The following is a 25316-nucleotide window of genomic DNA, read 5'->3' on the forward strand; positions in this document are numbered from 1 at the left end:
AGGGACGTCGCCTAATCTCAGGAGCATGAGAAGAACGCACGGTCGAGTGATCTACGTCGACGCGCTCGAGGACTTCGATCACCGTCTCGCCTCCGGTGCTCTCTCGCTGTCGGGATGGCGACTTCGCGCACTCGATCTGACTGAGCGAGGTGTGTCGCTGCGCTCGGTCGACGTCGCGGGCGCCCTGTTCCTGGGGTGCGTGCTGCGCCCCGAGGACGAGGAGTCCATCCGGGCGCGCGGCGCCGTGGTCTTCCCCGCAGTTCCCGAATCCCCCGTGGACACGTATCGCACCGCGCTGTACACGCCGCAGGAGCTCTACGATCACACCGACTACGCCCGCAGCATGGACGCCCGGGTGTACGCGTGGTCGCAGAGCGCCAGTTCCCGCGACGGCGCACTGGCGCAGTCGCTGCACGATCACAGCATCGGGCTCGCCCTGGAGGCATGGGTTCAGCCGCGCGAGATGATCGGCGTTATGGGCGGGCACGATGCAGCACGCGACACTCGCGGCTACGCCGACGGCGCGCGCCTGGGACGGATGCTGTCGCAGACGCACACCGTCGCGTCCGGCGGCGGGCCGGGAGCGATGGAGGCCGTCAATCTCGGCGGCTACCTCGCCCGGCACGGTGAGGATGCGCTGGAGGAGGCGTTGTCGATCCTGCGCCGGGCCGCGGGCTTCGTGCCGCACATCGACGCCTGGGTGCGCGCAGCCTTCTCCGTGCGCGAGCTGTTCCCGGACGGCGAGGATTCACTCGGCATCCCGACCTGGCACTACGGTCACGAACCGTCCAACCCGTTTGCCAGCGCCATCGCGAAGTATTTCCGCAATGCGCAGCGCGAGGCGATCCTGCTCGAGATCTGCCGCGCGGGCATCGTGTTCCTGCCCGGAGCGGCCGGAACCGTGCAGGAGATCTTCCAGGACGCCTGCGAGAACTACTACGCCGACGAATCGTCGACCGCGCCGATGGTGCTGGTCGGCCGGGAGTACTGGACCGAACGCTACCCGGCATGGCCGCTGCTGAAGGCCCTCGCACGAGGGCGGGCGATGGAGTCGCGCGTGCATCTGGTGGACTCCGTGCACGACGCCGCCGCGCTGATCATTCACCAGCCCTGAAAGCCATACGGCCGATGAACCGGAGACGCGGGCGCGAGAGGCCGCACGGAAAGCAGAAAGGCTCCGGAATCTGGCGAGAGATCCCGGAGCCCGTCCGTGCGCCCCCAGGGACTTGAACCCTGAACCCATTGATTAAGAGTCAATTGCTCTGCCGATTGAGCTAGAGGCGCATGGCCCGGAACGCGTTCCCGGCCGAGGAATTACATTACCAGCGGCGCGGAGTCACGCCAAATCCCTGCGGAGCCTCGGGCGCGTTGCAATTCGTTTCACGACCGATATACAGCAAGCCCTTCCAGCGAACCGGCCCGGACTATCCTGTTGAAGTGTCCCTCCCCCGCGCCGCCACCGACTTCCATGCTGACCTGGAGCTCGCGATCGCGCTGGCCGATGCCGCAGATGCACAGAGCATGCCGCGTTTCGACGCCGCGGATCTGGAGGTCTCCCTCAAGGCCGATCAGTCCCACGTGACCGACGCGGATCTGGCCACCGAGCGGGCCATCCGCGACATCCTGCACGCCGAACGCCCAGACGACGGGATCCTCGGCGAGGAGTACGGCACCGAGGGCGCTGCGCGGCGGCAGTGGATCATCGACCCGATCGACGGCACGGCCAATTTCCTGCGCGGCGTGCCGCTGTGGGGAACGCTGATCGCACTCGCAGTGGACTCGGTCCCGCAGGTGGGCGTGGTCAGCATGCCGGCTCTCGGCCGGCGCTGGTGGGCATCCGCAGGCGGTGGATCATGGACTGCCACGAGCGGTGACCCGCGCCGGCTCTCGGTGTCGAAGGTCGACTCCCTCGACGACGCGAGCGTGAGTTTCCAGAGCATCGCCCAGTGGACGGATGCCGGAAAGCTGCCCGAGCTGCTCACGCTCGCCGACCGGGTCTGGCGGGACCGCGCCTATGGCGACATCTTCAGCTACATGCTGCTGGCCGAGGGTCGTCTGGAGATGGTGGCGGAGTTCGATGTCAAGGAGTACGACATCGCCGCGGCCGTCCCGATCGTCCGAGAAGCAGGCGGACGGATGACGGCGTTCGACGGCACGCAGACGCTGTCCGCGCGCTCGGCACTGGCCACCAACGGCATTCTGCACGACCCCTTCCTCTCCCTGTTCCGCGACGTGCCGCACTCCTGAGTGCGACACGCACACCTCCCCCACGGATCACATGAAAACCCGATACCCCTTCGCCATCGGCGTGCTGCTGGCGGGGCTGAGTCTGGCATCCTGCGGCTCCCCCACGCCGAGCGGCCCGTCGCCGTCCGACTCGCCGCCCACCGCGACGCCCACGATCACCGCCGATGTCTCGCCGACCGCCGAACCCACGCCGCCGAGCACCACCGAGACGCCGACCTGCGAGACGCTGATAACACCCGGGACCGTCGATGCTCTGACGTCCGAGGGCTGGACGTTCAAGCAGCGGGAATTCGTCATCGGCGACATCGCGGTCGAGGGCGGCCTGGAGTGCCTGTGGGCCGACTACAGCACGGCATCCGACCACGGCCAGATGTACGCATGGGGCCCACTCGGCACCGAAAGATCCCGTGCTGCGCAGACCGGTCTGGTCAACGACGGCTGGCTGCGTTCGACGGAGGGTGAGATCACCTACATCACCGAGGATCCGGCTTATGCGATCGCGACGGACGGCGACGGGTTCGGGATGACCTACGAATTCGGCGACGGCTGGGTGAAGTTCGCCGACACAAAACAGGGCCTGCTGCTCATCGAGTGGGGCGACTGAGTCGCCCGCCTTCGGCCGGGTGCCGCGTCACGCGGCGACCGAGGCTCACTTGTCGCCGCGCTGGTTCCAGTTGTCGGTGCGGCGCGTGGCAGAGCCGCGCTGACGCATCACGTAGGCGAGCGCGAGGCTCACCAGGACGATGCCGGCGGAGAAGACGACGCCCTGCGCGGTCGGCAGACTCCACGAGATCCCGAACAGGTAGAAGCCACCCAGGAACAGAACCATGAACACGATGAAGTCGACCACGTCGAAGCCTCCCGATCGTCGGATAACCCCTCCAGCTTAGTGGGCTTCACCCCACCTCCGTGCACGGCGCGGACGACATCCAGGCGTTTCCGTGGGTGCATCGCGCGATAGATTGAACGCATGTCGAGGATGATCCGATGACCGGAGCCGCCAAGCCAGCGCGGCGCGGACGGCCCGGTCACGACCGTGCCGCCATCATCCGCGCCGGGGTCGAGCTGTTCAACCAGCAGGGTTATGACGCGACGTCTGTGTCGGATCTGACCGGCCGGCTGGGCCTGACCAAATCAGCGCTGTATCACCACGTCGACTCGAAGGAGCAGATCCTGCAGGTCGCGCTGGAGGATGCGCTGGGCGGCCTGGAGCGGGCGCTGACGGATGCCCTGGATCACCCCACCGCGGCGGAGCGCCTGTCGGCGATCATCCGAGGCGCGGTGCGCGTGCTGACCGCACGGCAGCCTCAGGTGACGCTGCTGCTGCGGCTGAGGGGGAACAGCGAGATCGAGACCGCGGCCCTGGCCCGGCGGCGCCGCTTCGACCACACGGTCACCGGTCTGGTGCGTGAGGCGCAGTCCGAGGGTGTGGTGCGCTCGGATCTGGATGCCGCCGTGGCGACGCGACTGATCTTCGGCATGATCAACTCCGTCGTCGAGTGGTACCGGCCCGATGGGCCCATCGACCCCGAGCTGCTCGGCGAGGAGATCCTCGCCGTCACGCTGGGCGGCCTGCAGCCACGCGACTGAGGCCGGCCTCGCAGGGCTCGAGAGCCTCCTCCCACCTCGCGTCACGCCGTCACGCCGAGATGATCGCGCTGGTCGAGGAGAGGGCAGGTGAAGACGTCGCGCTCACCCAGACCGACGCGGTTGATGTAGCGCACCACGATCGCATACGAGCTGAACAGGCCGACCTGCGTGTACGGCACGCCGTGCGCTCGGCAGTACGCGGCGACGACGGGCGCAGCGCGGCGGAGGTGCGGGCGCGGCATCGAGGGGAACAGGTGGTGCTCGATCTGATAGTTCAACCCGCCCATCAGGAAATCGAGCATCCGAGTCCCGCCGATGTTGCGGCTCATCATGACCTGGCGCCGGAGGAAGTCGAGCTTCATCGTCCGCGGCACCACCGGCATGCCCTTGTGGTTCGGTGCGAAGGCGATCCCCATGTAGAAGCCGAAGATACCCAACTGCACTCCCAGGAAGCCCGCCGCGACACCCGGCGAGAGCACGACGAGCACCAGCGTCACGTATCCGATCAGTCGGATGCCGAGGAAGACGATCTCCACCCACCGGTGCTCGAGACGACCGCGGACGAACACGCGGCGGACGCTGGACGCGTGCAGCGAGAGCCCCTCGAAGAGCAGGATCGGAAAGAACAGCACGCCCTGATGAGCGCGCAGCCACGAGAGGATGAGCCCATGATCTCGCTGCGCGTTCTCCGCCGTCACCGCGATCACCGGGAGCTCGATGTCCGGATCCGCGCCCAGCTTGTTCGGGTTCGCGTGGTGCCGGGTGTGCTTGTGCTGCCACCAGCCGTAGCTCATCCCGACCATCAGGTCGCCGAGCACCAGGCTGATCCAATCGTTCCACCGACCGGATCTGAAGATCTGGCGGTGGGCGGCATCATGGCCCAGGAACGCGATCTGGGTGAACACGAATGCCAGGGCCGCCGCCGTGAACAGCTGCCACCAGGTGTCCCCGATCAGGACGAAGGCGACCAGGCATGCGGCAAGAAGCAGAGCGAGTGCCACGATCTTGGCCCAGTAGTATCCGTAGCGTCTTCGCATCAGGCCAGAGCTGCGCACTTGGGCTGCCAGCTCTGTGAAGAGGTTCGCGGAGCTCGGATCCGTTCGGCTTCGGGTGGACCGGATCGTCGAGCGCACACCGTCCATGACGGCCTTCTCTCTCGGGGATCCCGCTGAGAGCGGGCTGACCCCCGCATCGTCCCCCGTGCGAAGCGGAGCCGGATGCGTCGGTGCGGCCGGGCGGATCGAACCGGGTTTCTGCGAACGCTACGCCCCCAACCTGGGCGCGCTCACAGCCCGAGACGAAGAACCCCCGCGACCCATACTCTCGTAAGGGATCGCGGGGGTTATCCACAGTGACAGCGGCTGGTGGAGCTGGGGGAATCGAACCCCCGTCCGACGCTGCTCATCCACGTCTTCTCCGGGCGCAGTCTGTGAAGGCGTTCTGCTCGGCTCCGACCTTTGTCACAGACACCTAAGTCGACGAGCCCAGCCTGGGAAGAGTCCCACGTGACGTCCAGACGCCATCACGCAGCAAGATCCCTAGATGACGCCAGGGTCCGTATCGGGATCACATACGGTCTGACGGACTATCGGGCTCGCTTATGCAGCGAGGGCGAAGTCGTTGCGCTTTGTGTTGGCAACTATGGTTTTGCAGGGGGCGTTCACGAGATAACCCTGCATCCTCGGCCCGCTTCCCGTCGATACACAGGCGCCGTCGAAACCGATCAGCCCCGTGAACCTTCTTGCGAAGGAACCGCTGTCACACTGTGGAATTACCAGCTGGATGCTGACGCACCCGAGCATCACAGCGTACAACGGATTCGACGCGCACGCTATTCCGCCGGCGGAACCCGAAAGAGGTGTCGTACAGTCGCACTCATGAGCGATGTCATAATCACCGTCCGGAGCGAGTGCGAGCTGCGCGTGGCACCCGATCGCGCCACCGTCCACCTGGTCGTCGCCTTCGACGGCCCCGACCGCACGAGCGTCGTTGAGAAGACGCTCGCCGCCGCCGGATCGGTGCGCGCGGGCATCGAGAGCAGGGATGCTGCGGGCACCGTCCTGGAATGGTCCAGTGATCGAATGAACGTGGTCGCGAACCGCCCCTGGAACAGCGAGGGCAGGCAGCTCGCGCCAGTGCACCGTGCCAGCGTCGACTTCTCCGCGACGTTCGCCGACTTCTCCGCCCTGTCGGACTGGGTGACCGACCTCGCCGAGCAGGATGGCGTGTCCATCGGCTACATCGATTGGCACCTCACCCCGGAGGTCGAGGCGGAGACCGAGCGCGAAGTCGCCACTCGGGCCGTCGGCATCGCCCTCGCGCGTGCTCGTGCCTATGCCGCAGCGCTCGGACTGCACGAGGTCACGCCACTCGAGATCGCCGATCGCGGGATGATCTCCGACGGCGCGCATCCGCAGGCGAGGCTCATGCGCGCCGACGCCATCGCCGTTGGCGGCTCACCGGAGCTGGATCTGAAGAGCGAGGAGATCGTGCTCTCCGCCACCGTCGAGGGCCGGTTCACCGCGAAATGACGCGTACGGCCGTGCAGCGCACGGTCGTACGCCCTGTGCGCGTTCAGTCGGCTGCGTAGCGCGCGAGTTCGGCGGCGAGCCGCTCCGACACATGCGCGTGCACCAGGGTGCCGCCCTCCTTGTGCTCCGCGGACAGCAGCACCCCGCTCTCGTGCACGGCAGAGACCAGATCACCGCGGTCGTAGGGCACCAGCGCCCGTACCTCGACGGCGGGCATCGGCAGCATCCGCTCGATCGTCTGCCGCAACTCATCGATGCCCTCGCCGGTGCGCGATGACACGAAGTGCGCGTCGGGTGCGAGGCCGCGCAGCACCAGACGCTCGTCGTCGCCGACAAGGTCACCCTTGTTGAAGACGACGATCTCGGGGATGTCCCTGGCACCGACATCGCCCATCACATCGCGCACGGTCTGCAGCTGCGCCGAGGATCCGGATGCGAGCCGTCGACCACGTGTACGATCAGGTCGGCCTCGGCGACTTCCTCCAGTGTCGAGCGGAACGCCTCGACCAGCTGGTGCGGCAGGTTGCGGACGAAGCCGACCGTGTCGGTGAGCGTGTAGACGCGCCCGTCCTGTGTCTCGGAGCGCCGCACGGTGGCGTCCAGCGTCGCAAACAGCGCATTCTCCACCAGCACGCCGGCGCTCGTGAGCGCATTCAGCAGACTGGACTTTCCGGCGTTCGTATAGCCGGCGATCGCGACCGACGGGATGGTGTTGCGCTTGCGCTCGGCCCGCTTGGCGTCGCGCGCAGGGGCGAACTCGCGGATCTGCTTGCGCAGCTGCGCCATACGGGTGCGGATGCGACGGCGATCCAGCTCGATCTTCGTCTCACCGGGGCCGCGCGAGCCCATGCCGGCCCCCGCCGCACCGACCTGGCCACCGGCCTGGCGGCTCATCGAGTCTCCCCAGCCGCGCAGGCGAGGAAGCAGGTATTCCAGCTGGGCGAGCTCGACCTGTGCCTTGCCCTCCCGGCTCTTCGCATGCTGGCTGAAGATGTCGAGGATCACGGTGGTGCGGTCGATGACCTTCACCTTGACCACATCCTCCAGTGCGCGCCGCTGGCTGGCCGCCAGCTCGGCGTCGGCGATGACCGTGTCGGCGCCGACAGCGGCGACGATGTCCTTCAGCTCCTGCGCCTTGCCCCGGCCGAGATAGGTGGCCGGATCCGGGTGCGGGCGGCGCTGCAGCAGGCCGTCCAGCACCGCTGCGCCGGCCGTCTCAGCGAGGGCGGCCAGCTCGCGCAGCGAGTTCTCGGCGTCCTCCTGCGCCCCCTGCGGATAGACGCCCACCAGGACGACGTTCTCCAGCCGCAGCTGCCGGTACTCGACCTCGGTGACATCCTCGAGCTCTGTGGAGAGTCCTCCGACCCGGCGCAGAGCGTGCCGATCTTCGAGGTCCCACTGCTCGCCGTCACCGACACCGTGCGTGGCAGTGGCAGCGTCCTGCAGTGCCTGAGCGGCGCCGAACACTCTCGCCTCGGTGCGCGAGTCGGCGTGTGCGAGCACGCGATCCAGCGCATCCGTCGTCGTGTTCTCGTCGTTGGTCTTCGTCATCCGGTCCTTTTCTTCGACGTCATCTGCTCAGGGCGCCTTAACCTTAGCCCCGCCGTCCGGTACGCTCTCTGCATGCCGTCCGACCACTATTTCAGCGCGGCCCCGGCAAGTGCAGAGAACCTGCGCACCATTCACGTCACCCTGGCGGGACGAGATCTGGAACTCACCACGGCGAGCGGGATCTTCAGTCCTGACCGGCTGGATGCCGGAACGGCCGTGCTGTTGAACAACATGCCTCCCCTGCCTCCCGGCGGTGATTTCCTCGACCTCGGATGCGGGTGGGGTCCGATCACCCTCACGATGGCGCTGTCCGCCCCGCATGCGACTGTGTGGGCGGTCGACGTGAACGAGCGTGCCCTCGACCTCGTCCGGCGCAACGCACAGGCCCTCGGCCTCACTAATGTGAACGCCGTGCGGCCCGAAGATGTTCCCGACGATGTCGTCTTCCGCACCATCCGCTCCAATCCGCCCATCCGCGTCGGCAAGAGCGAGCTGCACGACATGCTCGAGCACTGGATCCCGCGATTGGACGAGCGCAGCGACGCCTGGCTGGTCGTGCAGCGCAATCTCGGCTCGGACTCGCTGCAGCGGTGGATGGCCATGACCTTCACGCCCGGCTACAGTGTGCACCGTGCCGCCACGGGCAAGGGCTACCGCGTGCTCAAGGTGCGCAGGCATGGCACCCCGCCGACCGAGCCGATCACGGTCTCCGCGTAGCCCCGCTCGCCGGCGCTGCCCGCACGTTCAGGCGAGGTCGATCTCGCCGCGGAACACGAGCTGAGCAGGGCCGGACAGTGCCACGTGCTCGCCGTCCTCGGCGGGGAACATGCGCACCCCGAGCGTACCGCCGGGCACGTCGACCCGCCACTGGTGCGGCGCACGCTCCCCCGCCCAATGGCGCACTGCCAGAGCGGAAGCCACCGCTCCGGTCCCGCAGCTGAGAGTCTCGCCCGAGCCGCGCTCGTGCACACGCATCCGCACATGCCCCACGCCGTCGCGCACCAGGGGCTCGCCCGGCACCACGAATTCGATGTTCGCACCCTCACTCGGTGCCGGGTCGAGGATCGGTGTGGGGTTCAGGTCGAGCCCGGCGAGCTCCTCCTCGGAGGCCAGTGCCACGACGATGTGCGGATTGCCGACGTCGATGCCGAGGCCGGGACGCGCCACAGAGAGACCTGCGGCACGGGCCAGCGGTTCGCCGCCCGCCAGACGCCAGCGCCCGAGGTCCACTTGATAGCCGGTCTCGCTGCGCATCACGTCGCGTACGCCGGCGCGCGTGCCGATCGGCAGCGTCGACCCTGCCTCCAGGTCGGCGAGGCCGGAGCGCAGCAGGTAGTGCACGAACACTCGGATGCCGTTGCCGCACATCTCCGAGACAGACCCGTCGGCGTTGCGGTAGTCCATGAACCACTCGGCCTCCGGCTCCTCGGCGAGAGCTGCCGCTCCGTCCGGAATCGCCGACGAGCGCACCACGCGCAGCACGCCGTCGGCGCCGATGCCGAAGTTGCGATCGCACAGCGCCTGTACGCGCTGCGGAGTCAGATCGAGCGCGCCGTCCGCATCTTCGATGATGACGAAGTCGTTTCCGGTTCCGTGCCCCTTGGTGAATGCGACCATGGGACAAGTCTATTGAGCGCGGAGCACCCGGTAGCGCCCGCAGAGGAACGCCCTGTTGCGCGCGACGTCCACGAGCTCGAGGTCCAGCTTGCGCGGCAGCACCGGAGCACCGGATCCCAGCGTGACGGGCGCGTACTGGATCCACACCTCGTCGACGAGCCCGGCATCGGCGAACTGGCCGACGAGTTCCCCTCCCCGACGATCCAGAGATCCTTGTCGCCGGCGACGGCGGACATCTCGGCGTGCACCTTGCGCACATCGTCGCGGGTGAGCCGGATGTCCGCACCGTCGGGAAGGTTCAGCCTGCGGTGCGAGAACACCCAGGCGGGAAGCGTGTAGCTCCAGCCGTCCTCGTCATGCTCCAGGATCCACTCATAGGTGTGCGCTCCCATCGCCATCGCCCCCAGGCCAGCGCGAAAGCCGGAGTAGGCCATCGGCCCGTCCTCGTCGATGTCCTGTGTGAGCAGCCAGTCCAGTGAATGATCCGCGGTCGCGATGAACCCGTCCAGGCTGGAGGCGGTGTAGTAATGGGTGGTCATCGTCCCATCGTGCCGAGTGCCTCCGACACCATCAAGGGCATCCTGCGTCGGCGAGGATGCGAGCGGCATCCGCCGACCCGGAATCGACCCACTCGATGTCGGGATAGCGCTTGAACCAGGAGACCTGACGCCGCGCGTAGCGCCGGGTGAGCGCCTGGGTCGCGGCGATGGCCTCCTGCTCCGTGCATTCGCCGCGCAGTTGGGCGAGCGCCTGTGCGTATCCGATCGCCCTGGACGCGGTCACGCCCCGCTCCAGGCCTTCCGGGCGCAGGCGGGAGACCTCATCGAGCATGCCCGTCTGCCACATCCGTTCGACCCGGCTGTCGAGTCGTTCCACAAGCTCCGCCCGATCGACCTGCATTCCGATGATCCGGGTGTCCGGATGCCAGAGCACGGGCTTCTCGGGCAGCGCTGCTCCGTGCGTGGCGCCGCCCTGCTCCAGCACCTCGAGCGCTCTGACGATGCGACGACCGTTCTTCGGGTCGATCCGGGCCGCGGTGACGGGGTCCCTCTCACGCAGACGCGCGAACAGCGCACCGCTCCCCTGCGCGGAGAGCTCGGCTTCCAGACGTGCCCGCACGACGGCGTCCCTGGGCGGGAACCGGAAATCGAAGAGGACGCTCGACACGTACAGTCCGGATCCTCCCACCAGGATCGCGTCTCCCCGGCGTGCGTGGATCTCCTGCACGGCGGAGCGGGCGAGCGGCTGATACCAGGCGACCGCTGCCTCCTCCGCGACGCCGCGCACGTCGAACAGATGATGCGGGATGCCGCGGCGCTCGTCAGCGGGCAGTTTGGCGGTGCCGATGTCCATGCCGCGATACAGCTGCATGGCATCCGCATTCACGATCTCGGCCGGGTTCCCCGGCCCCGCAGCGTCTGCGCCAGCTCGAGCGCGAACTCGGTCTTGCCCGTGCCCGTGGCGCCGACGACCGCCCACAGGAGCGGGCCGCGGATGCTGGCGGTCACACCCCGACGCGCAGGGTCGGCAGACCGAGCGACACCGCGCGTGGAGCACCGGCCTCACCGGCGGGTGCGGGGACACCGCAGCTGGCTGCCTGCGCGCGATCCCAGGCGTCGCCTCCACGCGTGCGCCGGATGCGAAGCGGCGCGCCGGTCGGGTCGTCCGCGAGCAGGTGGAACGGGGCGCCGTGGGTGATCCTCACCGTCACGACATCCCCCGGCCGGGGCAGCTCCGACCCCGGCGTCACTTCGAAATGCACCAGGCGGTTGTCTTCGGCGCGGCCGGTGAGGCGGTGCGTCTCGGCATCCTTCTTGCCTTCGCCGACCGATACCAGCACCTCGACCTCACGGCCGACCTGCTTCTGGTTCTCCTCCAGCGAGATGCGCTCCTGCAGTGCGATCAGCCGGTCGTAGCGCTCCTGCACGACGGCCTTGGGCACCTGGTTCTCCATGGTCGCGGCCGGAGTGCCCTCACGGATCGAGTACTGGAAGGTGAAAGCGCTCGCGAACCGGGACTGCTCGACCACGCGCATGGTGTCTTCGAAGTCCTCATCGGTCTCCCCGGGGAAGCCGACGATGATGTCGGTGGTGATCGCAGCGTGCGGGATGCGCTCGCGCACGCGGTCGAGGATGCCCAGGTAGCGCTCGCTGCGGTACGAGCGGCGCATGGCCTTGAGGATCCGGTCGCTGCCGGATTGCAGCGGCATGTGCAGCTGGGGCATGACGTTGGGGGTCTCGGCCATGGCCGCGATGACGTCATCGGTGAAGGCCGCCGGGTGGGGGCTGGTGAAGCGGATGCGTTCGAGGCCCTCGATCTCACCGGCCGCGCGCAGCAGCTTGCCGAACGCCTGACGGTCGCCGAACTCGACCCCGTAGGAGTTCACGTTCTGACCGAGCAGGGTCACCTCGATCGCGCCGTCCTCGACGAGCAGGCGGATCTCACTGAGGATGTCGCCGGGGCGGCGATCCTTCTCCTTGCCGCGCAGGCTGGGCACGATGCAGAACGTGCAGGTGTTGTTGCAGCCCACTGAGATCGACACCCAACCGCTGTGCGCGGAGTCGCGCTTGGTGGGAAGGGTCGAGGGGAAGACCTCGAGCGATTCGAGGATCTCCAGCTCGGCCTCGCCGTTGTGGCGCGCGCGCTCGAGCAGTCCGGGGAGGGAGCCCATGTTGTGCGTGCCGAAGACGACGTCGACCCAGGGCGCCTTGTCGAGGACCGCCTGCTGATCCATCTGCGCCAGGCATCCGCCGACGGCGATCTGCATCCCCTCGTGCTTGTCCTTGCGGGACTTCAGATGCCCCAGAGTGCCGTACAGCTTTCCGGCCGCGTTGTCGCGCACCGCGCAGGTGTTGATGATGACGATGTCGGCGTCCTCGCCGTCGTCCGCCCGCACATACCCGGCACTCTCCAGCGAGCCGGAGAGCCGCTCGGAGTCGTGCACGTTCATCTGGCAGCCGAAGGTGCGGACCTCGTAGGAGCGTCGGCGTCCGTCGGCATCGATCGCGGCCGGGGAGGGCGCGATGATCGTCGGTTCGGAGGAGAGAAGAGACATGATTCCGCCATTCTACGAGCTGTGGATGCGAAGGGCATCGAAGCAGACCGCTCGGCTCCGGCTCTTGATGCTGGCTGGTGCCGATCAGTCGGATTCCACGAAGCGCACTCCGCTGCGCCCGCTCCCCGCTTCGCTCAGCGCTGTGCGCGCCGCATTCATCGCGACGGACCCCGCATACCCGCGCCTCGCGAGCTGGCCAAGCAGGCGCCGCAGTGCGGTCTCGGGTTCGAGCCTGGTCATTGCGGGCGCCTTGCTGCGAGCGTACTCGAGGGCCCGATCGGCATCGTCGTCGGGCAGCTCCTCCAGAGCCTGCGTGATGATCTCCCGCGGGATCCCCCGTTGCGACAGCGCCCGCGACAGCGCGATCCTCCCCTGCCCCTTGCGTTCGACGCCCGAGGTGACCAGCAGCTGAGCGAGGGTGCGATCATCGAGGTAGCCACGGTGGACGAACTCGTCGATGATCTGCTCGATCGATTCGCGATCGGCCCTGCTCTCACGCAGCACGGAGCGCGCCTCGGACACCGACAGCTGCCGGCTGCGCAGCCTGCGCACCAGCACCTCCTCGGCGCGGCGGCGGGCCTCGTCCGGGTCCTCTGTCGCGTGATCCGGTGCCTCGTTCGTCACGTCCTCCGCGTGTGCGGTAGGCAGGGCGGTCACGCGTCCGCGGCTCTCCGACAGCGCGGAGCGCCAGAGCCCCTCGTCGCCGGTTCGACGCGGAAGATCCGGTCGGGTCTCCCCCGAGTCACGGTCGGCGCCGAAGATCGGGATGACGGGGGCGAGGTGCTCCTCGCCCCCGTTGCTGTGCCCCATGATCACGCCGGACGGCGCTCGGCGAGCTCGTCAGCCGGCGCCTCGGGAACAGCCTTCATGCCGATGCCCAGCTTCTGCTTGATCTGATCCTCGATCGCGAGGGCGATGTCCTCGTTCTTCAACAGGAAGGTGCGGGCGTTCTCCTTGCCCTGTCCCAGCTGATCGCCGTCGTAGGTGTACCAGGAGCCGGACTTCTTCACGATGCCGTGCTCGACGCCGAAGTCGATCAGGCTGCCCTCACGCGAGATTCCGACACCGTAGAGGATGTCGAACTCCGCCTGCTTGAACGGCGGGGCCATCTTGTTCTTGACGACCTTGACGCGAGTGCGGTTTCCGACTGCCTCGGCACCGTCCTTGAGCGTCTCGATGCGCCGGATGTCCAGGCGAACGGAGGCGTAGAACTTCAGCGCCTTTCCACCGGCGGTGGTCTCGGGCGAGCCGAAGAAGACACCGATCTTCTCACGCAGCTGGTTGATGAAGATCGCGGTGGTCCTGGTCTGGTTCAGACCGCCGGTCAGCTTGCGCAGCGCCTGCGACATCAGTCGAGCCTGCAGACCGACGTGCGAGTCGCCCATCTCGCCCTTGATCTCGGCCTCGGGGACCAATGCCGCGACCGAGTCGATGACGACCAGGTCGATCGCGCCGGATCGGATGAGCATGTCGGCGATCTCGAGCGCCTGCTCACCGGTGTCGGGCTGAGAGACCAGCAGCTGATCGATGTCGACGCCGAGCTTTCGCGCGTACTCGGGATCGAGTGCGTGCTCCGCATCGATGAATGCCGCGATGCCACCCGCCCGCTGAGCGTTGGCGATGGCGTGCAGCGTGAGCGTGGTCTTTCCAGACGACTCGGGGCCGTAGATCTCGATGATGCGGCCGCGCGGCAGACCTCCGATGCCCAGGGCGCTGTCCAGGGCGATCGATCCGGTCGGGATGACCTCGACGGGAGCACGCTCATCGCTGCCCAGTCGCATGATCGATCCCTTGCCGAACTGACGCTCGATGTGTGCGAGTGCGGAATCCAGGGCCTTCTCGCGGTCGTCGGTGGATGGCATGACGTGCTCCTCAGTGTCTCGAATGCTGCCGCCTGTAGGCTGTCGCGGCCGCTCCGGGATGGATCGACTCTGCGACAAGGCGCATGGCTGGTGCCACGTCATTCACGGTAGAAGCAACCACCGACATCGGCTCGGGATTGCCCCGTTCTGTGGAAAGAAATCACACCAGGACCACTTGTGCAGAACGATACGCGCACGTCGAACAGATCTTCGACGACACGCCGCGCGCGCCGATCGGAGATTCGTTCAGCGTCGGCGCGGCTCCAGGCGCCCCACCCCGTAACGGCGCTCTGCGGGCACGTCCGCCTCGTCGCACAGCGCGAGCCAGATGTCGCGTGGCGGCACTCCGGCCTCCAGCGCCTCCAGCGCCGTCGTTCCCAGCGCGCCGAGGATCAGGTCATGGGTGAGCGCCGTCGCCCGTCCGCCGAACTCGTCGTCGACTGCGCGCAGGAACTCACTGCGTCTCATTCGCGTCGAGAGCCGATCAGTGCAGCGACAGTTCGGGCTCGACCGAGGCGACCAGATCGTCGGGAACGACATCCGGGAAGCCGCCCAGACCTTCGAGGACCGAGATGCGGTCGCCGACTTCGCGCATGATCGTCGAGATGGGGATGTCCAGTGCATCGGCGACCGAGGCGAGGATCTCGCTGGAGGCCTCCTTCTGGCCGCGCTCCACCTCGCTGAGGTAGCCGAGCGCGACAGACGCCTTGCTCGCCACCTGGCGCAGCGTGCGCCCCTTCTGCAGGCGGAAGTCCCGCAGCACATCGCCGATCTCCTGTCTGACAAGGATCATCGGAACCTCCTCTCCTCTCCAGCGGTTGAATCGACATCCGAGTGGATCGCCAGTCTAACCCGACTGGCTGATGCTGAATCTACTGTTTCTCGCTGTGCTTCCGTTGTGAGGGGATTTCTCATGGTGTGTCGAATATTGAGCACACTCGTGTCAACCAGACCTTCGCATCCGCTATTCCCGCAGTGTCGCGAGAGCGAGCGCGAACGCCGCTGCGGTCGCCTGCGCGCGGATGTCCGCCCTCGACCCGGTGAAGACGTGCGACGCCGATCGTGTCCTGCCCGGAACTGCCACGCCGATGTGGACGGTACCGACCGGCTGGCCGTCGGGCGAGTCGGGGCCGGCGATCCCGGTGGTGGCGATCCCGGCATCCGCCGCCTGTCCGTCCACGGCCACCGCATGTCGCACACCCTCGGCCATCTGCACGGCCACCTCCGGATGCACGGGCCCGTGCGCGGCCAGCAGCGTGGCGTCCACGCCCAGCAGCGTGTGCTTGAGGGGCGTGGCGTAGGCGACGACCGCTCCCCGCAGCACGGCGGATGCGCCCGGCACCGACACGATCTCGGATGCCACAGCTCCCCCGGTGAGCGATTCCGCGACGCCGAGCGTCCAGCCCCGGTCGCGAAGCGCGGCGACCAGTCGGGCAGCCTCGCTCAGCGGCGCCGCGCCGGTCATGCCGGTTCCCTGCGACCGCGCAGCTGCGCGACGACGTAGTCGATCCCGCTGACGACCGTCAGCGCAAGAGCCGCGATCATCAGCCACAGGGTCACACCGGTCCAGACCGGCATCCCGAGCCACACGTGCAGGGGAAGCAGCGCCCAGCCGAGCGCGACCCCCTGCACGACGGTCTTGATCTTTCCCATCCAGGCCGCCGCCACGACCTGCTCGTGCACGATGATGAAGCGGTGGACGGTGATCCCCCATTCGCGGATCAGGATGACGATCACGATCCACCAGTGGACTTCGCCGAGGATCGCCAGTCCCAGGAATCCTGCACCCGTGAGCAGCTTGTCGGCGATCGGATCCCACAGCTTGCCGAAATCGCTGACGATGTCGTATCTGCGGGCGAGGTATCCGTCCACCCAATCCGTCGAGATCGCCAGCACGAACAGCGCGCCCGCCACCCAGCGCATCGCCAGGTCGTCGCCTCCGAACGCGCCCGCCAAGAGCAGCAGGACGAAGAAGACGATCGCGAGCGGGATGCGGGCGATCGTGATCGCGTTGGGCAGCTGCCTCGGAATCGCCATCAGTCGCGGCCCGTCAGGCCCCAGGCATCCTCGTCGCCGTCGTCCTCGCTCTCGACGACGGGGTAGCCCTGGAACTGCTGCTCGACAGGATCGTGCTGATGCGGGTCGTGCCCTGCCGCTGGCGCAGGGACTCCGTCGGCGGACGGCGCCGCGGAGGCAGCTGTGGGCGCCGGCGCATCGTCGCCGCGAAGCCGTGCCAGCACGGCGGGCAGCTGCTCATTGGTCACCAGCACGTCGCGGGCCTTCGATCCCTCGGACGGTCCGACGATCTCGCGCGACTCCAGCAGATCCATCAGGCGGCCGGCTTTGGCGAAGCCCACCCGCAGCTTGCGCTGCAGCATCGACGTCGAGCCGAACTGCGACGAGACGATCAGCTCCGCCGCCGCGAGCAGCAGCTCGAGGTCGTCGCCGATGTCCTCGTCGACCTCCTTCTTCTTCGCGGCGGCCTCCTGCACATCCGGACGGTACTCCGGCCTGGCCTGCTGTGTGACGTGCTTGACGACGGCGGCGATCTCGCTCTCGTCGACCCAGGCGCCCTGCAGGCGGAACGGCTTCGAGGAGCCCATCGGCGAGAACAGCGCATCGCCCTGGCCGATGAGCTTGTCGGCCCCCGGTGCGTCGAGGATGACGCGGCTGTCCGTCACGCTCGTGACGGCGAAGGCGAGCCGCGAGGGCACGTTGGCCTTGATCAGCCCGGTCACCACGTCGACGCTCGGGCGCTGCGTGGCCAGCACGAGGTGGATTCCGGAGGCGCGCGCCAGCTGGGTGATGCGCACGATGGAATCCTCGACGTCGCGCGGGGCGACCATCATCAGGTCGGCGAGCTCGTCGACGACCACCAGCAGGTACGGGTACGGCTTGAGCACCCGCTCGCTGCCCGCCGGCACCTCGATCTCACCGTTGCGCACGGCTCGGTTGAAGTCGTCGATGTGACGGAAGCCGAACGACGCGAGGTCGTCGTACCGCATGTCCATCTCCTTCACGACCCACTGCAGCGCCTCGGCCGCCTTCTTCGGGTTCGTGATGATGGGGGTGATCAGGTGCGGCACGCCCGCATAGCTGGTGAGCTCCACCCGCTTCGGGTCGATGAGCACCATCCGCACATCGGCAGGACGTGCGCGCATCAGCAGGCTCGTGATCATCGAGTTCACGAAGCTCGACTTGCCCGACCCGGTGGATCCGGCCACCAGCAGGTGCGGCATCTTGGCGAGGTTCGCCACCACGATCTTGCCGCCGACGTCCTTGCCGACGCCGATCGTCAGCGGATGGGTGCTCTTCTGCGCGGCGGGCGAGCGCAGCACGTCGCCGAGCGCCACGGTCTCCTTGTCGACGTTCGGGATCTCGATGCCGATCGCGCTCTTGCCGGGGATCGGCGAGAGGATGCGCACATCGTTGGAGGCCACGGCATAGGAGAAGTTGTTGCTCAGCTGGAGGATCTTCTCGACCTTGACTCCCAGGCCCACCTCGATCTCGTACTGCGTGACCGTCGGCCCGCGGGAGAAGCCGGTGACCTTGGCATCCACCTTGAACTGCTCGAGCACACTGGTGATCTGCGCGATCGTGTGATCGGTGGCGTCCGAGCGAGTGACCGGCGGCGGGCCCGCCTTGAGAACCATCGGCGAGGGCAGCACATAAGGAGCGGCCGGCGGCTGAGGTCCGTTCGTTCCGGGCCCCGCCGTGCCGAAGCCGTCCAGGCCGGGCAGCTCACCGGTGGAACCGGCGTCGTCGAGCAGCGCGGTGGCGTTCTGCTCGTCGAGCATGCCGGTCAGCGCACTGATATCGGTGAGCACCTCGGTCGCCGCGTCCTGCCCGGCCTCGTCGACGATGACGGCCTGTTCGTAGGCGCCCTCGCTGCTCGGCTCATCCAGCAGGGCGGTGAGCGCCTGCGAGTCGACCCCGTCGTCGGGGTCCTCTTCGCGACCGGTCTTGTTGCGACGCCACCAGGGCAGCGCGTCCTTGTCGTCGGCGTCGTCCGCAGGCGCCTCGTCGACTGCCGCCGGGCGCAGGGGCGCTCCGCGCCGAACATCCACGCGTACAGGTCGCCCAGCCGCTCGCCGATGCGGTTCGGCGGGGTCTTGGTGAGGATCAGGACGCTCAGCAGTGCCAGCAGCCCGAGCACGATGTACGCCACCACCGCGGTCAGGTGCGCCAGCGGCTCCCCCAGCATCCAGCCGAACAGTCCGCCCGCCGCGCTCAGCGCGGGCATCCCGTCCTTGGGCTGGGGACGCGACAGCTCACCGAACTTGTCGACAGCGCCCGAGGCGACGTGGCAGAACCCGGCGAGAGCGAGCACGAAGAACCCGAAGCCGATGCCGATGCGTCCGTTGTCGTGCACGGAGGACGGATGCCGGAACAGCCAGCCCGCGAGCAGGAGCAGCAACACGGGCAGCACGAAGGCCACCCGCCCGACCAGCAGACCCCAGGTGTAGGCGCTGATGTTCTGCGCGATCTGCTCACCGATGAAGAACCACTCCACCACTGCGCCGGCGCAGGCCAGCAGCACGAGCAGGAACGGGAATCCGTCGCGGCGCTGATCCTTCTCGAGGGATTCGGGGCCGAACGCACGGAACAGCCCGCCGACGCCGTGCGCCACGCCGAGCCACATGCGCGCCGCCAGCGGCGGCCTGTCGGCCTCGTCCACGTACTTCTTCGGTGCAGGAGCGGCCTTCGCGCCGGATCGCGAGGAAGTCTGCCGCTTCGATCGCGACGCGGGCGTCGCGGAGGCGCGCTCAGACTTCGTGGTGCTCCTTGCCATGCCTCCACGCTACGGCGCAACACCGACATCCGGCCGCAATGACGCGGCTTTCCGCGGGATCCCGGAGGCCGAGTGCTACGCCTCGATGACGAGCGGGACGATCATCGGGCGACGGCGCAGCTTCTGATTGACCCACCGGCCGATCGTGCGCCGCACGATCTGCGAGAGCGCATGGTTGTCGCGCACGCCGTTCCCCGCGGCCTCCTTGAGAGCCGCGACGATCTTCGGAACCACGTCGTCGAAGACCCGATCGTCCTCCGCGACGCCGCGGGCGTGGATCTCCGGCCCGGAGATGATGGCCCCGGTGGTCGAATCCACGACGATGATGATCGAGACGAAGCCCTCCTCGCCGAGGATGCGGCGGTCCTTCAGATCCGCATCCGTGATGCCGCCGACCGTCGACCCGTCCACGTACACGAAGCCGATGTCCAGCTGACCGGCGACTCTGGCCTGTCCGTCCTTCAGGTCGACGATGGTGCCGTTGGAGCCCAAGATGGTGTTCTCTTCGGGGATGCCGGTGTCCTGCGCCAGCTTGGCGTTCGCCATCAGATGCCGGTACTCGCCGTGCACCGGCAGCACGTTCTTCGGCTGCAGGATGTTGTAGCAGTACAGCAGCTCGCCCGCGGCGGCGTGCCCGGAGACGTGCACCTTGGCGTTGGCCTTGTGCACCACGTTCGCGCCGAGCCTGGTGAGTCCGTCGATCACTCGGTAGACGGCGTTCTCGTTGCCCGGGATCAGACTGGAGGCGAGGATGACGGTGTCGCCGTCCCCGGGCTCGATGGCGTGGTCGAGGTTGGCCATCCGGCTGAGCACGGCCATCGGCTCGCCCTGCGAGCCGGTGGACATGTAGACGATCCTGTCGTCGGGCAGGTCGCGGGCCTTCTTGTAATCGATGAGCACGTTGTCGGGCACGTGCAGATAGCCGAGCTGCTCGGCGATGGTCATGTTGCGCACCATGCTGCGGCCCAGGAATGCGACGCGGCGACCGTGCGCGTGCGCGGCGTCGATCACCTGCTGCACGCGGTGGACGTGGCTGGAGAAACTGGCGACGATCACGCGGCGCGGTGCCTTGCCGATCACCTGATCCAGCACGGGCCCGATCGAGCGCTCGGTAGGGGTGAACCCGGGCACGTCGGCGTTGGTGGAGTCCACCAGGAACAGGTCGACGCCCTCCTCGCCCAGCCGTGCGAAGGCACGCAGATCGGTGATGCGGCCGTCCAGCGGCAGCTGATCCATCTTGAAGTCGCCGGTCGCCAGCACCAGGCCGGCGGGAGTGCGGATGGCGACCGCCATCGCGTCGGGGATGGAATGGTTCACGGCGATGAACTCGAGATCGAACGGGCCGACCTTCTCCTGCTGCCCCTCGGTGACCGTGAGGGTGAACGGCTTGATGCGATGCTCCTTGAGCTTCGCCTCGACCAGCGCCAGAGTGAGCCCCGATCCGATCAGCGGGATGTCGTTCTTGAGCCGGAGCAGATACGGCACGGCGCCGATGTGATCCTCGTGCCCGTGCGTGAGCACCACACCGACGATGTCGTCGAGGCGGTCCTTGATCGGCTCGAAGTCGGGCAGGATCAGGTCGACGCCGGGCTGGTGCTCCTCGGGGAACAGCACCCCGCAGTCGACGATGAGGATCTTGCCGCCGAACTCGAAGGTGGTCATGTTGCGGCCGACCTCCCCGAGACCGCCGAGCGGGGTCACGCGGAGCGTGCCCTGGGCAAGCGGTTCAGGGGCGGCGATGGGGGTGGACATGCAGTCTCCTCAGTCGGACACCGGGTGCCCGCTCGTTGCTTCTCAGCGCCCGGTGGCGCTCATCGTGTTGTTCCGTGCACCTTCGGCAGCGCACCGCCGGCCGCCGCGTTGCGGTCGGGACGGAAGTTGGAGAAATCGGCGCCAGGGACATCGTGGACGAGCGAGAGCTCGTCCTCGATGATCGCGGCCTCCCACTCCTCCGGGCCCACCAGCGGCAGCCGCACCCGCGGGCTGCCGATGCGGCCCAGGCCGTGCAGGATGTACTTGGCCGAGACGGTTCCCGGCACATGCGTCATGACTGCGCGCACCAGGGGCTCCAGGCGCTTGTGCTCGGCGGTGGCGGTCTTCAGATCGCCGCGGTTGACCGCGTCGATGATGGTCCGATACGGCGCCGAGGTGATGTTCGCCGTCACGCCGACCAACCCGGTCGCGCCGATCGACAGGTGCGGCAGGACATTGGTGTCGTCACCGGAGAAGTACATCAGGTCGGTCTGGTTGAGCACCCGGCTCACCTCGGAGAAGTCGCCCTTGGCATCCTTCACCGCGAGGATGTTCGGATGCTTGGCCAGCCGCAGGATGGTCTCGTACATGATCGGCACGCCGGTGCGCCCGGGGATGTCATAGAGGATGACCGGCAGATCGGTGGCGTCGGCGACGAGGCGGAAGTGCGTCAGGATGCCGGCCTGGGTGGGCTTGTTGTAATAGGGCGTGACGATCATGATGCCGTCGGCGCCGGCCTTCTCGCTGGCCTTGTACAGCTCGATGGCATGCGCGGTCTCGTTCGAGCCGCCGCCGGTGATGATCTTCGCCCGTCCCGCGGAGACGTCTTTGCCGACCTCGACCAGACGCAGCTTCTCATCGTCTGTGAGCGTCGAGGTCTCACCGGTCGTCCCGGTGACGACGATGCCATCCGCACCGTCGCTGATGACGCGATCCAGGTGCTTCTCGACGGCGGGCCAGTCGACTTCACCGTCGGCGGTCATCGGGGTGACCAGCGCGACCAGAACCTGTCCGAAGGGATTGTCAGGGTGCGTCATGCCCTCAGGTTATCGCGTCGGGTGGCACTGCACGTGCCTGATGCGCCGCACAGCGCCGGTCAGACCCGTCCGCGGCGGGCGACGCCCGCGGTGATCCGGCTCGGAAGCACCCGCGTCAGCCCGACGATCGCCTTGTACCGCAGTGACGGGATCGACACAGCCCTGCCACGCGCGGCATCCCGCAGCCCCTCGCGCACCACGTCCGCCGCGTTCAGCCACATCGGCGACGGTACGCCCTCGTGCCCGGGCGCGAGCCCCATCCGCTCGTGGAACGTCGTGTGCGTGAACCCGGGGCACACCGCGGTGACGCTCACGCCGTCGCGCGCATACTCGGCGTTCGCCCAGCGGCTGAACCCGATCAGCCAGCCCTTGCAGGCCGAGTAGGTGGAGCGGGAGATGAACCCGGCGACGGATGCCACGTTGATGATCCGTCCTCCCCGCCCGCGCATGGCGCGAATGGCGGCGTGCATCAGCCGCATGGACGCCTCCACGTGCACGCGCAGGTGGCGCACCTCGTCGTCGATGTCGTTGTCGGCGAAGTGCAGCGGCAGCCCGAAGCCCGCGTTGTTGACCAGCAGATCGATCGGATGCCCGGCATCCGCGATGCGTGCGGCGACGCGATCGACGTCGGCCTCGACGGCGAGGTCGGCGGTGAGCACCTCCACGGCGACGCCGTGCTGCCTGCGCAGTTCTGCGGCGAGTGCCTCCAGCGCCGTTTCACCGCGGGCGACGAGCACGAGGTCCGCGCTCCTGGCGGCGAGCTGATGGGCGAATTCGGCGCCGAGTCCCGCGCTGGCGCCGGTGATGAGCGCGGTGGGCATCAGCGCTCGTACCCGAGGAAGCGATAGCGGATGCCGGTGCGGGAGGTCTGCCAGTCGCCCTCGTCGACCAGGCGCCAGCCTTCTCGCGACGGAGCGAAGGCGTCGCCGTCGACGGCCAGATCGAGTTCGGTGACCTCGAGGCGGTCGGCCTGGCCGATCACCTGGCGGAAGAGGTCTGCGCCGCCGATGAACCACATCCGGTTCAGGCCTCGCACCGCCTCATCGATGTCGGCCGCCCGTCGCACGCCGTCGGCCGACCAGTCCTGCTGCCGGGTGATGACGATGTTCTCCCGTCCCGGCAGCGGGCGGAATCGCTCGGGAAGAGACTCCCAGGTGCGCCGACCCATGATCACCGGCGCGCCGAGAGTGACCTCTTTGAAGTGGGCGAGATCCTCCGGCACGTGCCAGGGCATGGTGCCCGACGCGCCGATCACGCCTCCTCGGCCTCCGCCCAGATCAGGCCCACCCACGGTGAACCGGAAGGCGCAGCGCTCATACCGCGACCGCCGCACGGATCGCGGGATGATGCTGATACCCGTCGACGATGAAGTCCTCGTAGCGGTAGTCGAGGATCGAGTCCGGCCTGCGGGCGAAACGCAGCGTCGGATACGGGTAAGGGTCTCGGTTCAGCTGCTCGCGCACCTGCTCGACGTGGTTGTCGTAGATGTGGCAGTCCCCGCCGGTCCACACGAAGTCGCCGGGCTCCAGACCGGTCTGCTGCGCCACCATCAGCGTCAGCAGCGCATAGGAGGCGATGTTGAACGGCACGCCGAGGAACAGGTCGGCGCTGCGCTGGTAGAGCTGGCACGAGAGCCGCCCGTCGGCGACGTAGAACTGGAAGAGCGCGTGACAGGGTGCGAGCGCCATATCAGGGATGTCGGCCGGGTTCCAGGCCGAGACGATGAGGCGACGCGAATCGGGTGTCGCTGTGATCTGCTCGATCACCTGCGAGAGCTGGTCGATGCTGCCGCCATCGGGGGCGGGCCAGGAGCGCCATTGCACCCCGTACACCGGACCGAGGTCGCCGTCGGCATCCGCCCACTCGTCCCAGATCGTCACACCGTGCTCCTGCAGCCAGCGCACATTCGAGTCGCCGCGCAGGAACCACAGCAGCTCATACGCGATGGACTTGAAGTGCACCCGCTTGGTGGTGATCAGCGGGAACCCCTGCGAGAGATCGAAGCGCAGCTGACGGCCGAACACGCTGGTCGTCCCCGTCCCCGTGCGATCGTCCTTGTGCGTGCCGCCCTCGAGCACGTCACGGAGCAGGTCTTCGTAGGGCGTGGGAACGGCGGCGCTCATGCCAGCAACGATACCTGCGAGAGCGCCGCGGCGGGGTGGTTTCGGATGATGCGTCATGCGCCGTCACATCGGCCCGGCCACCCCGATCGCTGACCTATCGTGTGGCTATGCCCCTGACGTCCGCACTGATCGCCGTGGCCACGCTGGTCGCCGTGGCGATCGTCGCCGGCGCCGTCTGGCGCCTGCGCGACGGGCGTCGCCGCGACGGCGCGGATGCCATCGATCTCACCGGGCTGGGAGTGCACGAGGGCCGGATCGCGCTGGTGCAGTTCAGCACCGAGACCTGCACGCGCTGCCCGCAGGTGCGACGGATGCTGCAGAGCATCGCCTCCGCCCGTTCCGTCGACCACGTCGAGGTCGACCTCACCCACAGCCCCGACCTCGCCCGCCGGCACCACGTGCTCAGCACGCCGACGACGTTCCTCGTCGGCACGGACGCGACGCTGGTCGCGCGCTTCAACGGCGTACCCCGTCGCGCCGACCTCGAGGCAGCCCTCAGCGAGCTGCCCGCACTGCAGGAGGCATCATGACCGCAGCGAAGAACATCCCCGGGGCCCCGGCCGGCATCGACCCGCGTGGTCCGCGCTTCGGCGCCTGGATCACCTCGGTGCTGCTGCTGGTGGCGACCTTCCTCGGCCTGACCGGACTCGCGACGCAGGGCAGCGGCACAGCCGCGTTCGGCTGGTTCGCCTATCAGCCCTTGGCGAGCAGCGCTCTCCCCTCGGAGTGGGCCATCCAGGCGGCACCGGTCGGCCTCCGTGCACTCGACCCCGCGTTCCTCCTGACCCTCGTCGTGGCGCTCCTTTTCCTCTGGGGCGTCGTCTGGCCGCGCACCGCGCCGTGGGGCGTGCTGTTCCACCGGATCGTCCGCCCTCGCCTGGCGCCTCCCTCCGAGCTGGAGGATCCGCGCCCGCCGCGCTTCGCGCAGGGTGTCGGCCTGTTCGTCGTCGGAGTGGGCCTGGTGCTGCAGCTGCTGGGGGTTCCGCTCGCTCTGCCGATCGCGACTGCGGCGGCGTTCATCGCCGCATTCCTGAACGCGGCATTCGGGTTCTGCCTGGGCTGTCAGCTGTACCTGCTGCTGCAGCGTACAGGGCTCGTCGGGCGGCGGCCGCAGACCGCCTGAACAGCGGTACCGTCGCCGTCCCACTCTGGGTAGGCT

General features: G+C 68.0%; 23 protein-coding genes, 1 tRNA gene, 1 other RNA gene and 4 pseudogenes. 8 read left to right on the plus strand and 21 right to left on the minus strand.

The features are described from left to right. Nucleotides 1–25: 25 nt before the first annotated feature. Complete coding sequence (locus tag QUE33_RS05495; protein ID WP_286302376.1) at nt 26–1114, plus strand: LOG family protein; 1089 nt, start codon at nt 26–28, stop codon at nt 1112–1114. Between the two features lie 97 nt (nt 1115–1211). Here the strand turns inward: QUE33_RS05495 and QUE33_RS05500 are convergent. Continuing rightward, nucleotides 1212–1284 (minus strand) — tRNA-Lys (locus tag QUE33_RS05500). 153 nt (nt 1285–1437) lie between these two features. Between QUE33_RS05500 and QUE33_RS05505 the strand changes: the two genes are divergently transcribed. Together QUE33_RS05505 and QUE33_RS05510 are read left to right on the plus strand one after the other, a co-directional pair. Then, on the plus strand, nt 1438–2247 hold the full coding sequence (locus QUE33_RS05505) for an inositol monophosphatase family protein (protein ID WP_286302379.1): 810 nt from the start codon (nt 1438–1440) through the stop codon (nt 2245–2247). Nucleotides 2248–2278: 31 nt separating this feature from the next. Beyond that, a complete protein-coding gene (locus QUE33_RS05510; RefSeq protein ID WP_286302381.1) occupies nt 2279–2851 on the plus strand; it encodes a hypothetical protein in 573 nt (190 codons plus the stop codon). A 45-nt stretch (nt 2852–2896) separates the two neighbouring features. On the opposite strand, the gene QUE33_RS05515 is transcribed toward QUE33_RS05510, so the two are convergent. Continuing rightward, nucleotides 2897–3097, minus strand: coding sequence for a hypothetical protein (locus tag QUE33_RS05515; RefSeq protein WP_286302383.1), 201 nt, complete (start codon nt 3095–3097; stop codon nt 2897–2899). A gap of 137 nt (nt 3098–3234) precedes the next feature. Between QUE33_RS05515 and QUE33_RS05520 the strand changes: the two genes are divergently transcribed. Then, on the plus strand, nt 3235–3837 hold the full coding sequence (locus QUE33_RS05520) for a TetR/AcrR family transcriptional regulator (RefSeq protein WP_286302385.1): 603 nt from the start codon (nt 3235–3237) through the stop codon (nt 3835–3837). Nucleotides 3838–3878: 41 nt separating this feature from the next. Here QUE33_RS05520 and QUE33_RS05525 read toward each other — a convergent pair whose 3' ends face one another. Together QUE33_RS05525 and ssrA are read right to left on the minus strand one after the other, a co-directional pair. Then, nucleotides 3879–4979 (minus strand): fatty acid desaturase family protein, encoded by a 1101-nt coding sequence (locus QUE33_RS05525; RefSeq protein ID WP_286302386.1) that lies wholly within the window; start codon nt 4977–4979, stop codon nt 3879–3881. Between the two features lie 220 nt (nt 4980–5199). Then, nucleotides 5200–5568, minus strand: a transfer-messenger RNA (tmRNA) gene (gene ssrA / locus QUE33_RS05530). Between the two features lie 146 nt (nt 5569–5714). On the opposite strand from ssrA, the gene QUE33_RS05535 reads away from it, so the two are divergent. Next, nucleotides 5715–6368, plus strand: coding sequence for an SIMPL domain-containing protein (locus QUE33_RS05535; protein ID WP_286302387.1), 654 nt, complete (start codon nt 5715–5717; stop codon nt 6366–6368). 43 nt (nt 6369–6411) lie between these two features. On the opposite strand, the pseudogene hflX reads toward QUE33_RS05535, so the two are convergent. Further along, nucleotides 6412–7919: pseudogene (gene hflX, locus QUE33_RS05540) on the minus strand (GTPase HflX). A 72-nt stretch (nt 7920–7991) separates the two neighbouring features. On the opposite strand from hflX, the gene QUE33_RS05545 reads away from it, so the two are divergent. Next, nucleotides 7992–8636, plus strand: a complete 645-nt coding sequence (locus QUE33_RS05545) for a class I SAM-dependent methyltransferase (protein WP_286302388.1) — start codon at nt 7992–7994, stop codon at nt 8634–8636. A 27-nt stretch (nt 8637–8663) separates the two neighbouring features. Here the strand turns inward: QUE33_RS05545 and dapF are convergent, their stop codons facing one another. The 16 genes and pseudogenes from dapF to QUE33_RS05625 form a co-directional block, all read right to left on the minus strand. Next, on the minus strand, nt 8664–9536 hold the full coding sequence (dapF, locus tag QUE33_RS05550; RefSeq protein ID WP_286302389.1) for a diaminopimelate epimerase: 873 nt from the start codon (nt 9534–9536) through the stop codon (nt 8664–8666). Further along, nucleotides 9458–10075 (minus strand): dihydrofolate reductase family protein, encoded by a 618-nt coding sequence (locus QUE33_RS16375; RefSeq protein WP_434019615.1) that lies wholly within the window; start codon nt 10073–10075, stop codon nt 9458–9460. The genes dapF and QUE33_RS16375 overlap by 79 nt, the downstream gene beginning before the upstream one ends. Nucleotides 10076–10106: 31 nt before the next feature. After that, a pseudogene (gene miaA, locus QUE33_RS05560) lies at nt 10107–11032 on the minus strand (tRNA (adenosine(37)-N6)-dimethylallyltransferase MiaA). Nucleotides 11033–11040: 8 nt separating this feature from the next. Next, entirely contained in the window at nt 11041–12591 is a 1551-nt protein-coding gene (gene miaB, locus QUE33_RS05565) for a tRNA (N6-isopentenyl adenosine(37)-C2)-methylthiotransferase MiaB (RefSeq protein WP_286302391.1), read from the minus strand. A gap of 84 nt (nt 12592–12675) precedes the next feature. Next, a complete protein-coding gene (locus QUE33_RS05570) occupies nt 12676–13401 on the minus strand; it encodes a regulatory protein RecX (protein ID WP_286302393.1) in 726 nt (241 codons plus the stop codon). 2 nt (nt 13402–13403) lie between these two features. After that, nucleotides 13404–14453, minus strand: a complete 1050-nt coding sequence (gene recA, locus QUE33_RS05575) for a recombinase RecA (protein ID WP_286302396.1) — start codon at nt 14451–14453, stop codon at nt 13404–13406. A gap of 246 nt (nt 14454–14699) precedes the next feature. Further along, on the minus strand, nt 14700–14921 hold the full coding sequence (locus QUE33_RS05580; protein ID WP_286302398.1) for a DUF3046 domain-containing protein: 222 nt from the start codon (nt 14919–14921) through the stop codon (nt 14700–14702). A gap of 16 nt (nt 14922–14937) precedes the next feature. Further along, nucleotides 14938–15246 carry a helix-turn-helix domain-containing protein gene (locus tag QUE33_RS05585; RefSeq protein WP_286302401.1) on the minus strand — a complete coding sequence of 103 codons (309 nt, stop codon included), beginning with the start codon at nt 15244–15246 and terminating at the stop codon, nt 14938–14940. 171 nt (nt 15247–15417) lie between these two features. Further along, nucleotides 15418–15918, minus strand: a complete 501-nt coding sequence (locus QUE33_RS05590) for a CinA family protein (protein ID WP_286302402.1) — start codon at nt 15916–15918, stop codon at nt 15418–15420. Continuing rightward, entirely contained in the window at nt 15915–16490 is a 576-nt protein-coding gene (gene pgsA / locus QUE33_RS05595; RefSeq protein WP_286302403.1) for a CDP-diacylglycerol--glycerol-3-phosphate 3-phosphatidyltransferase, read from the minus strand. Before pgsA ends, QUE33_RS05590 begins: the two co-directional genes overlap by 4 nt. After that, nucleotides 16490–19245 (minus strand): annotated as a pseudogene (locus QUE33_RS05600) (DNA translocase FtsK). Before QUE33_RS05600 ends, pgsA begins: the two are co-directional and overlap by 1 nt. A 75-nt stretch (nt 19246–19320) precedes the next feature. After that, nucleotides 19321–20997, minus strand: coding sequence for a ribonuclease J (locus QUE33_RS05605; RefSeq protein WP_286302404.1), 1677 nt, complete (start codon nt 20995–20997; stop codon nt 19321–19323). A gap of 59 nt (nt 20998–21056) precedes the next feature. Beyond that, on the minus strand, nt 21057–22034 hold the full coding sequence (gene dapA / locus QUE33_RS05610; protein ID WP_286302406.1) for a 4-hydroxy-tetrahydrodipicolinate synthase: 978 nt from the start codon (nt 22032–22034) through the stop codon (nt 21057–21059). Nucleotides 22035–22093: 59 nt separating this feature from the next. Beyond that, the gene (locus QUE33_RS05615) at nt 22094–22855 is read right to left on the minus strand and encodes an SDR family NAD(P)-dependent oxidoreductase (protein WP_286302408.1); all 762 of its coding nucleotides are present in this window, start codon (nt 22853–22855) and stop codon (nt 22094–22096) included. Beyond that, nucleotides 22855–23351, minus strand: a pseudogene (locus tag QUE33_RS05620) (dihydrofolate reductase). Before QUE33_RS05620 ends, QUE33_RS05615 begins: the two are co-directional and overlap by 1 nt. After that, on the minus strand, nt 23348–24157 hold the full coding sequence (locus tag QUE33_RS05625) for a thymidylate synthase (protein ID WP_286302410.1): 810 nt from the start codon (nt 24155–24157) through the stop codon (nt 23348–23350). The pseudogene QUE33_RS05620 and the gene QUE33_RS05625 overlap by 4 nt, the downstream one beginning before the upstream one ends. 107 nt (nt 24158–24264) lie before the next feature. Here QUE33_RS05625 and QUE33_RS05630 point away from each other — a divergent pair, with 107 nt between their 5' ends. Beyond that, nucleotides 24265–24687, plus strand: a complete 423-nt coding sequence (locus tag QUE33_RS05630) for a thioredoxin family protein (protein WP_286302412.1) — start codon at nt 24265–24267, stop codon at nt 24685–24687. Further along, nucleotides 24684–25280: a DUF4395 domain-containing protein gene (locus QUE33_RS05635; RefSeq protein ID WP_286302413.1), complete on the plus strand. Its 597-nt coding sequence runs from the start codon at nt 24684–24686 to the stop codon at nt 25278–25280. The genes QUE33_RS05630 and QUE33_RS05635 overlap by 4 nt, the downstream gene beginning before the upstream one ends. Nucleotides 25281–25316 lie beyond the last annotated feature (36 nt).

Source organism: Microbacterium suwonense (genome assembly GCF_030296555.1).
Taxonomy (GTDB): domain Bacteria; phylum Actinomycetota; class Actinomycetes; order Actinomycetales; family Microbacteriaceae; genus Microbacterium; species Microbacterium suwonense.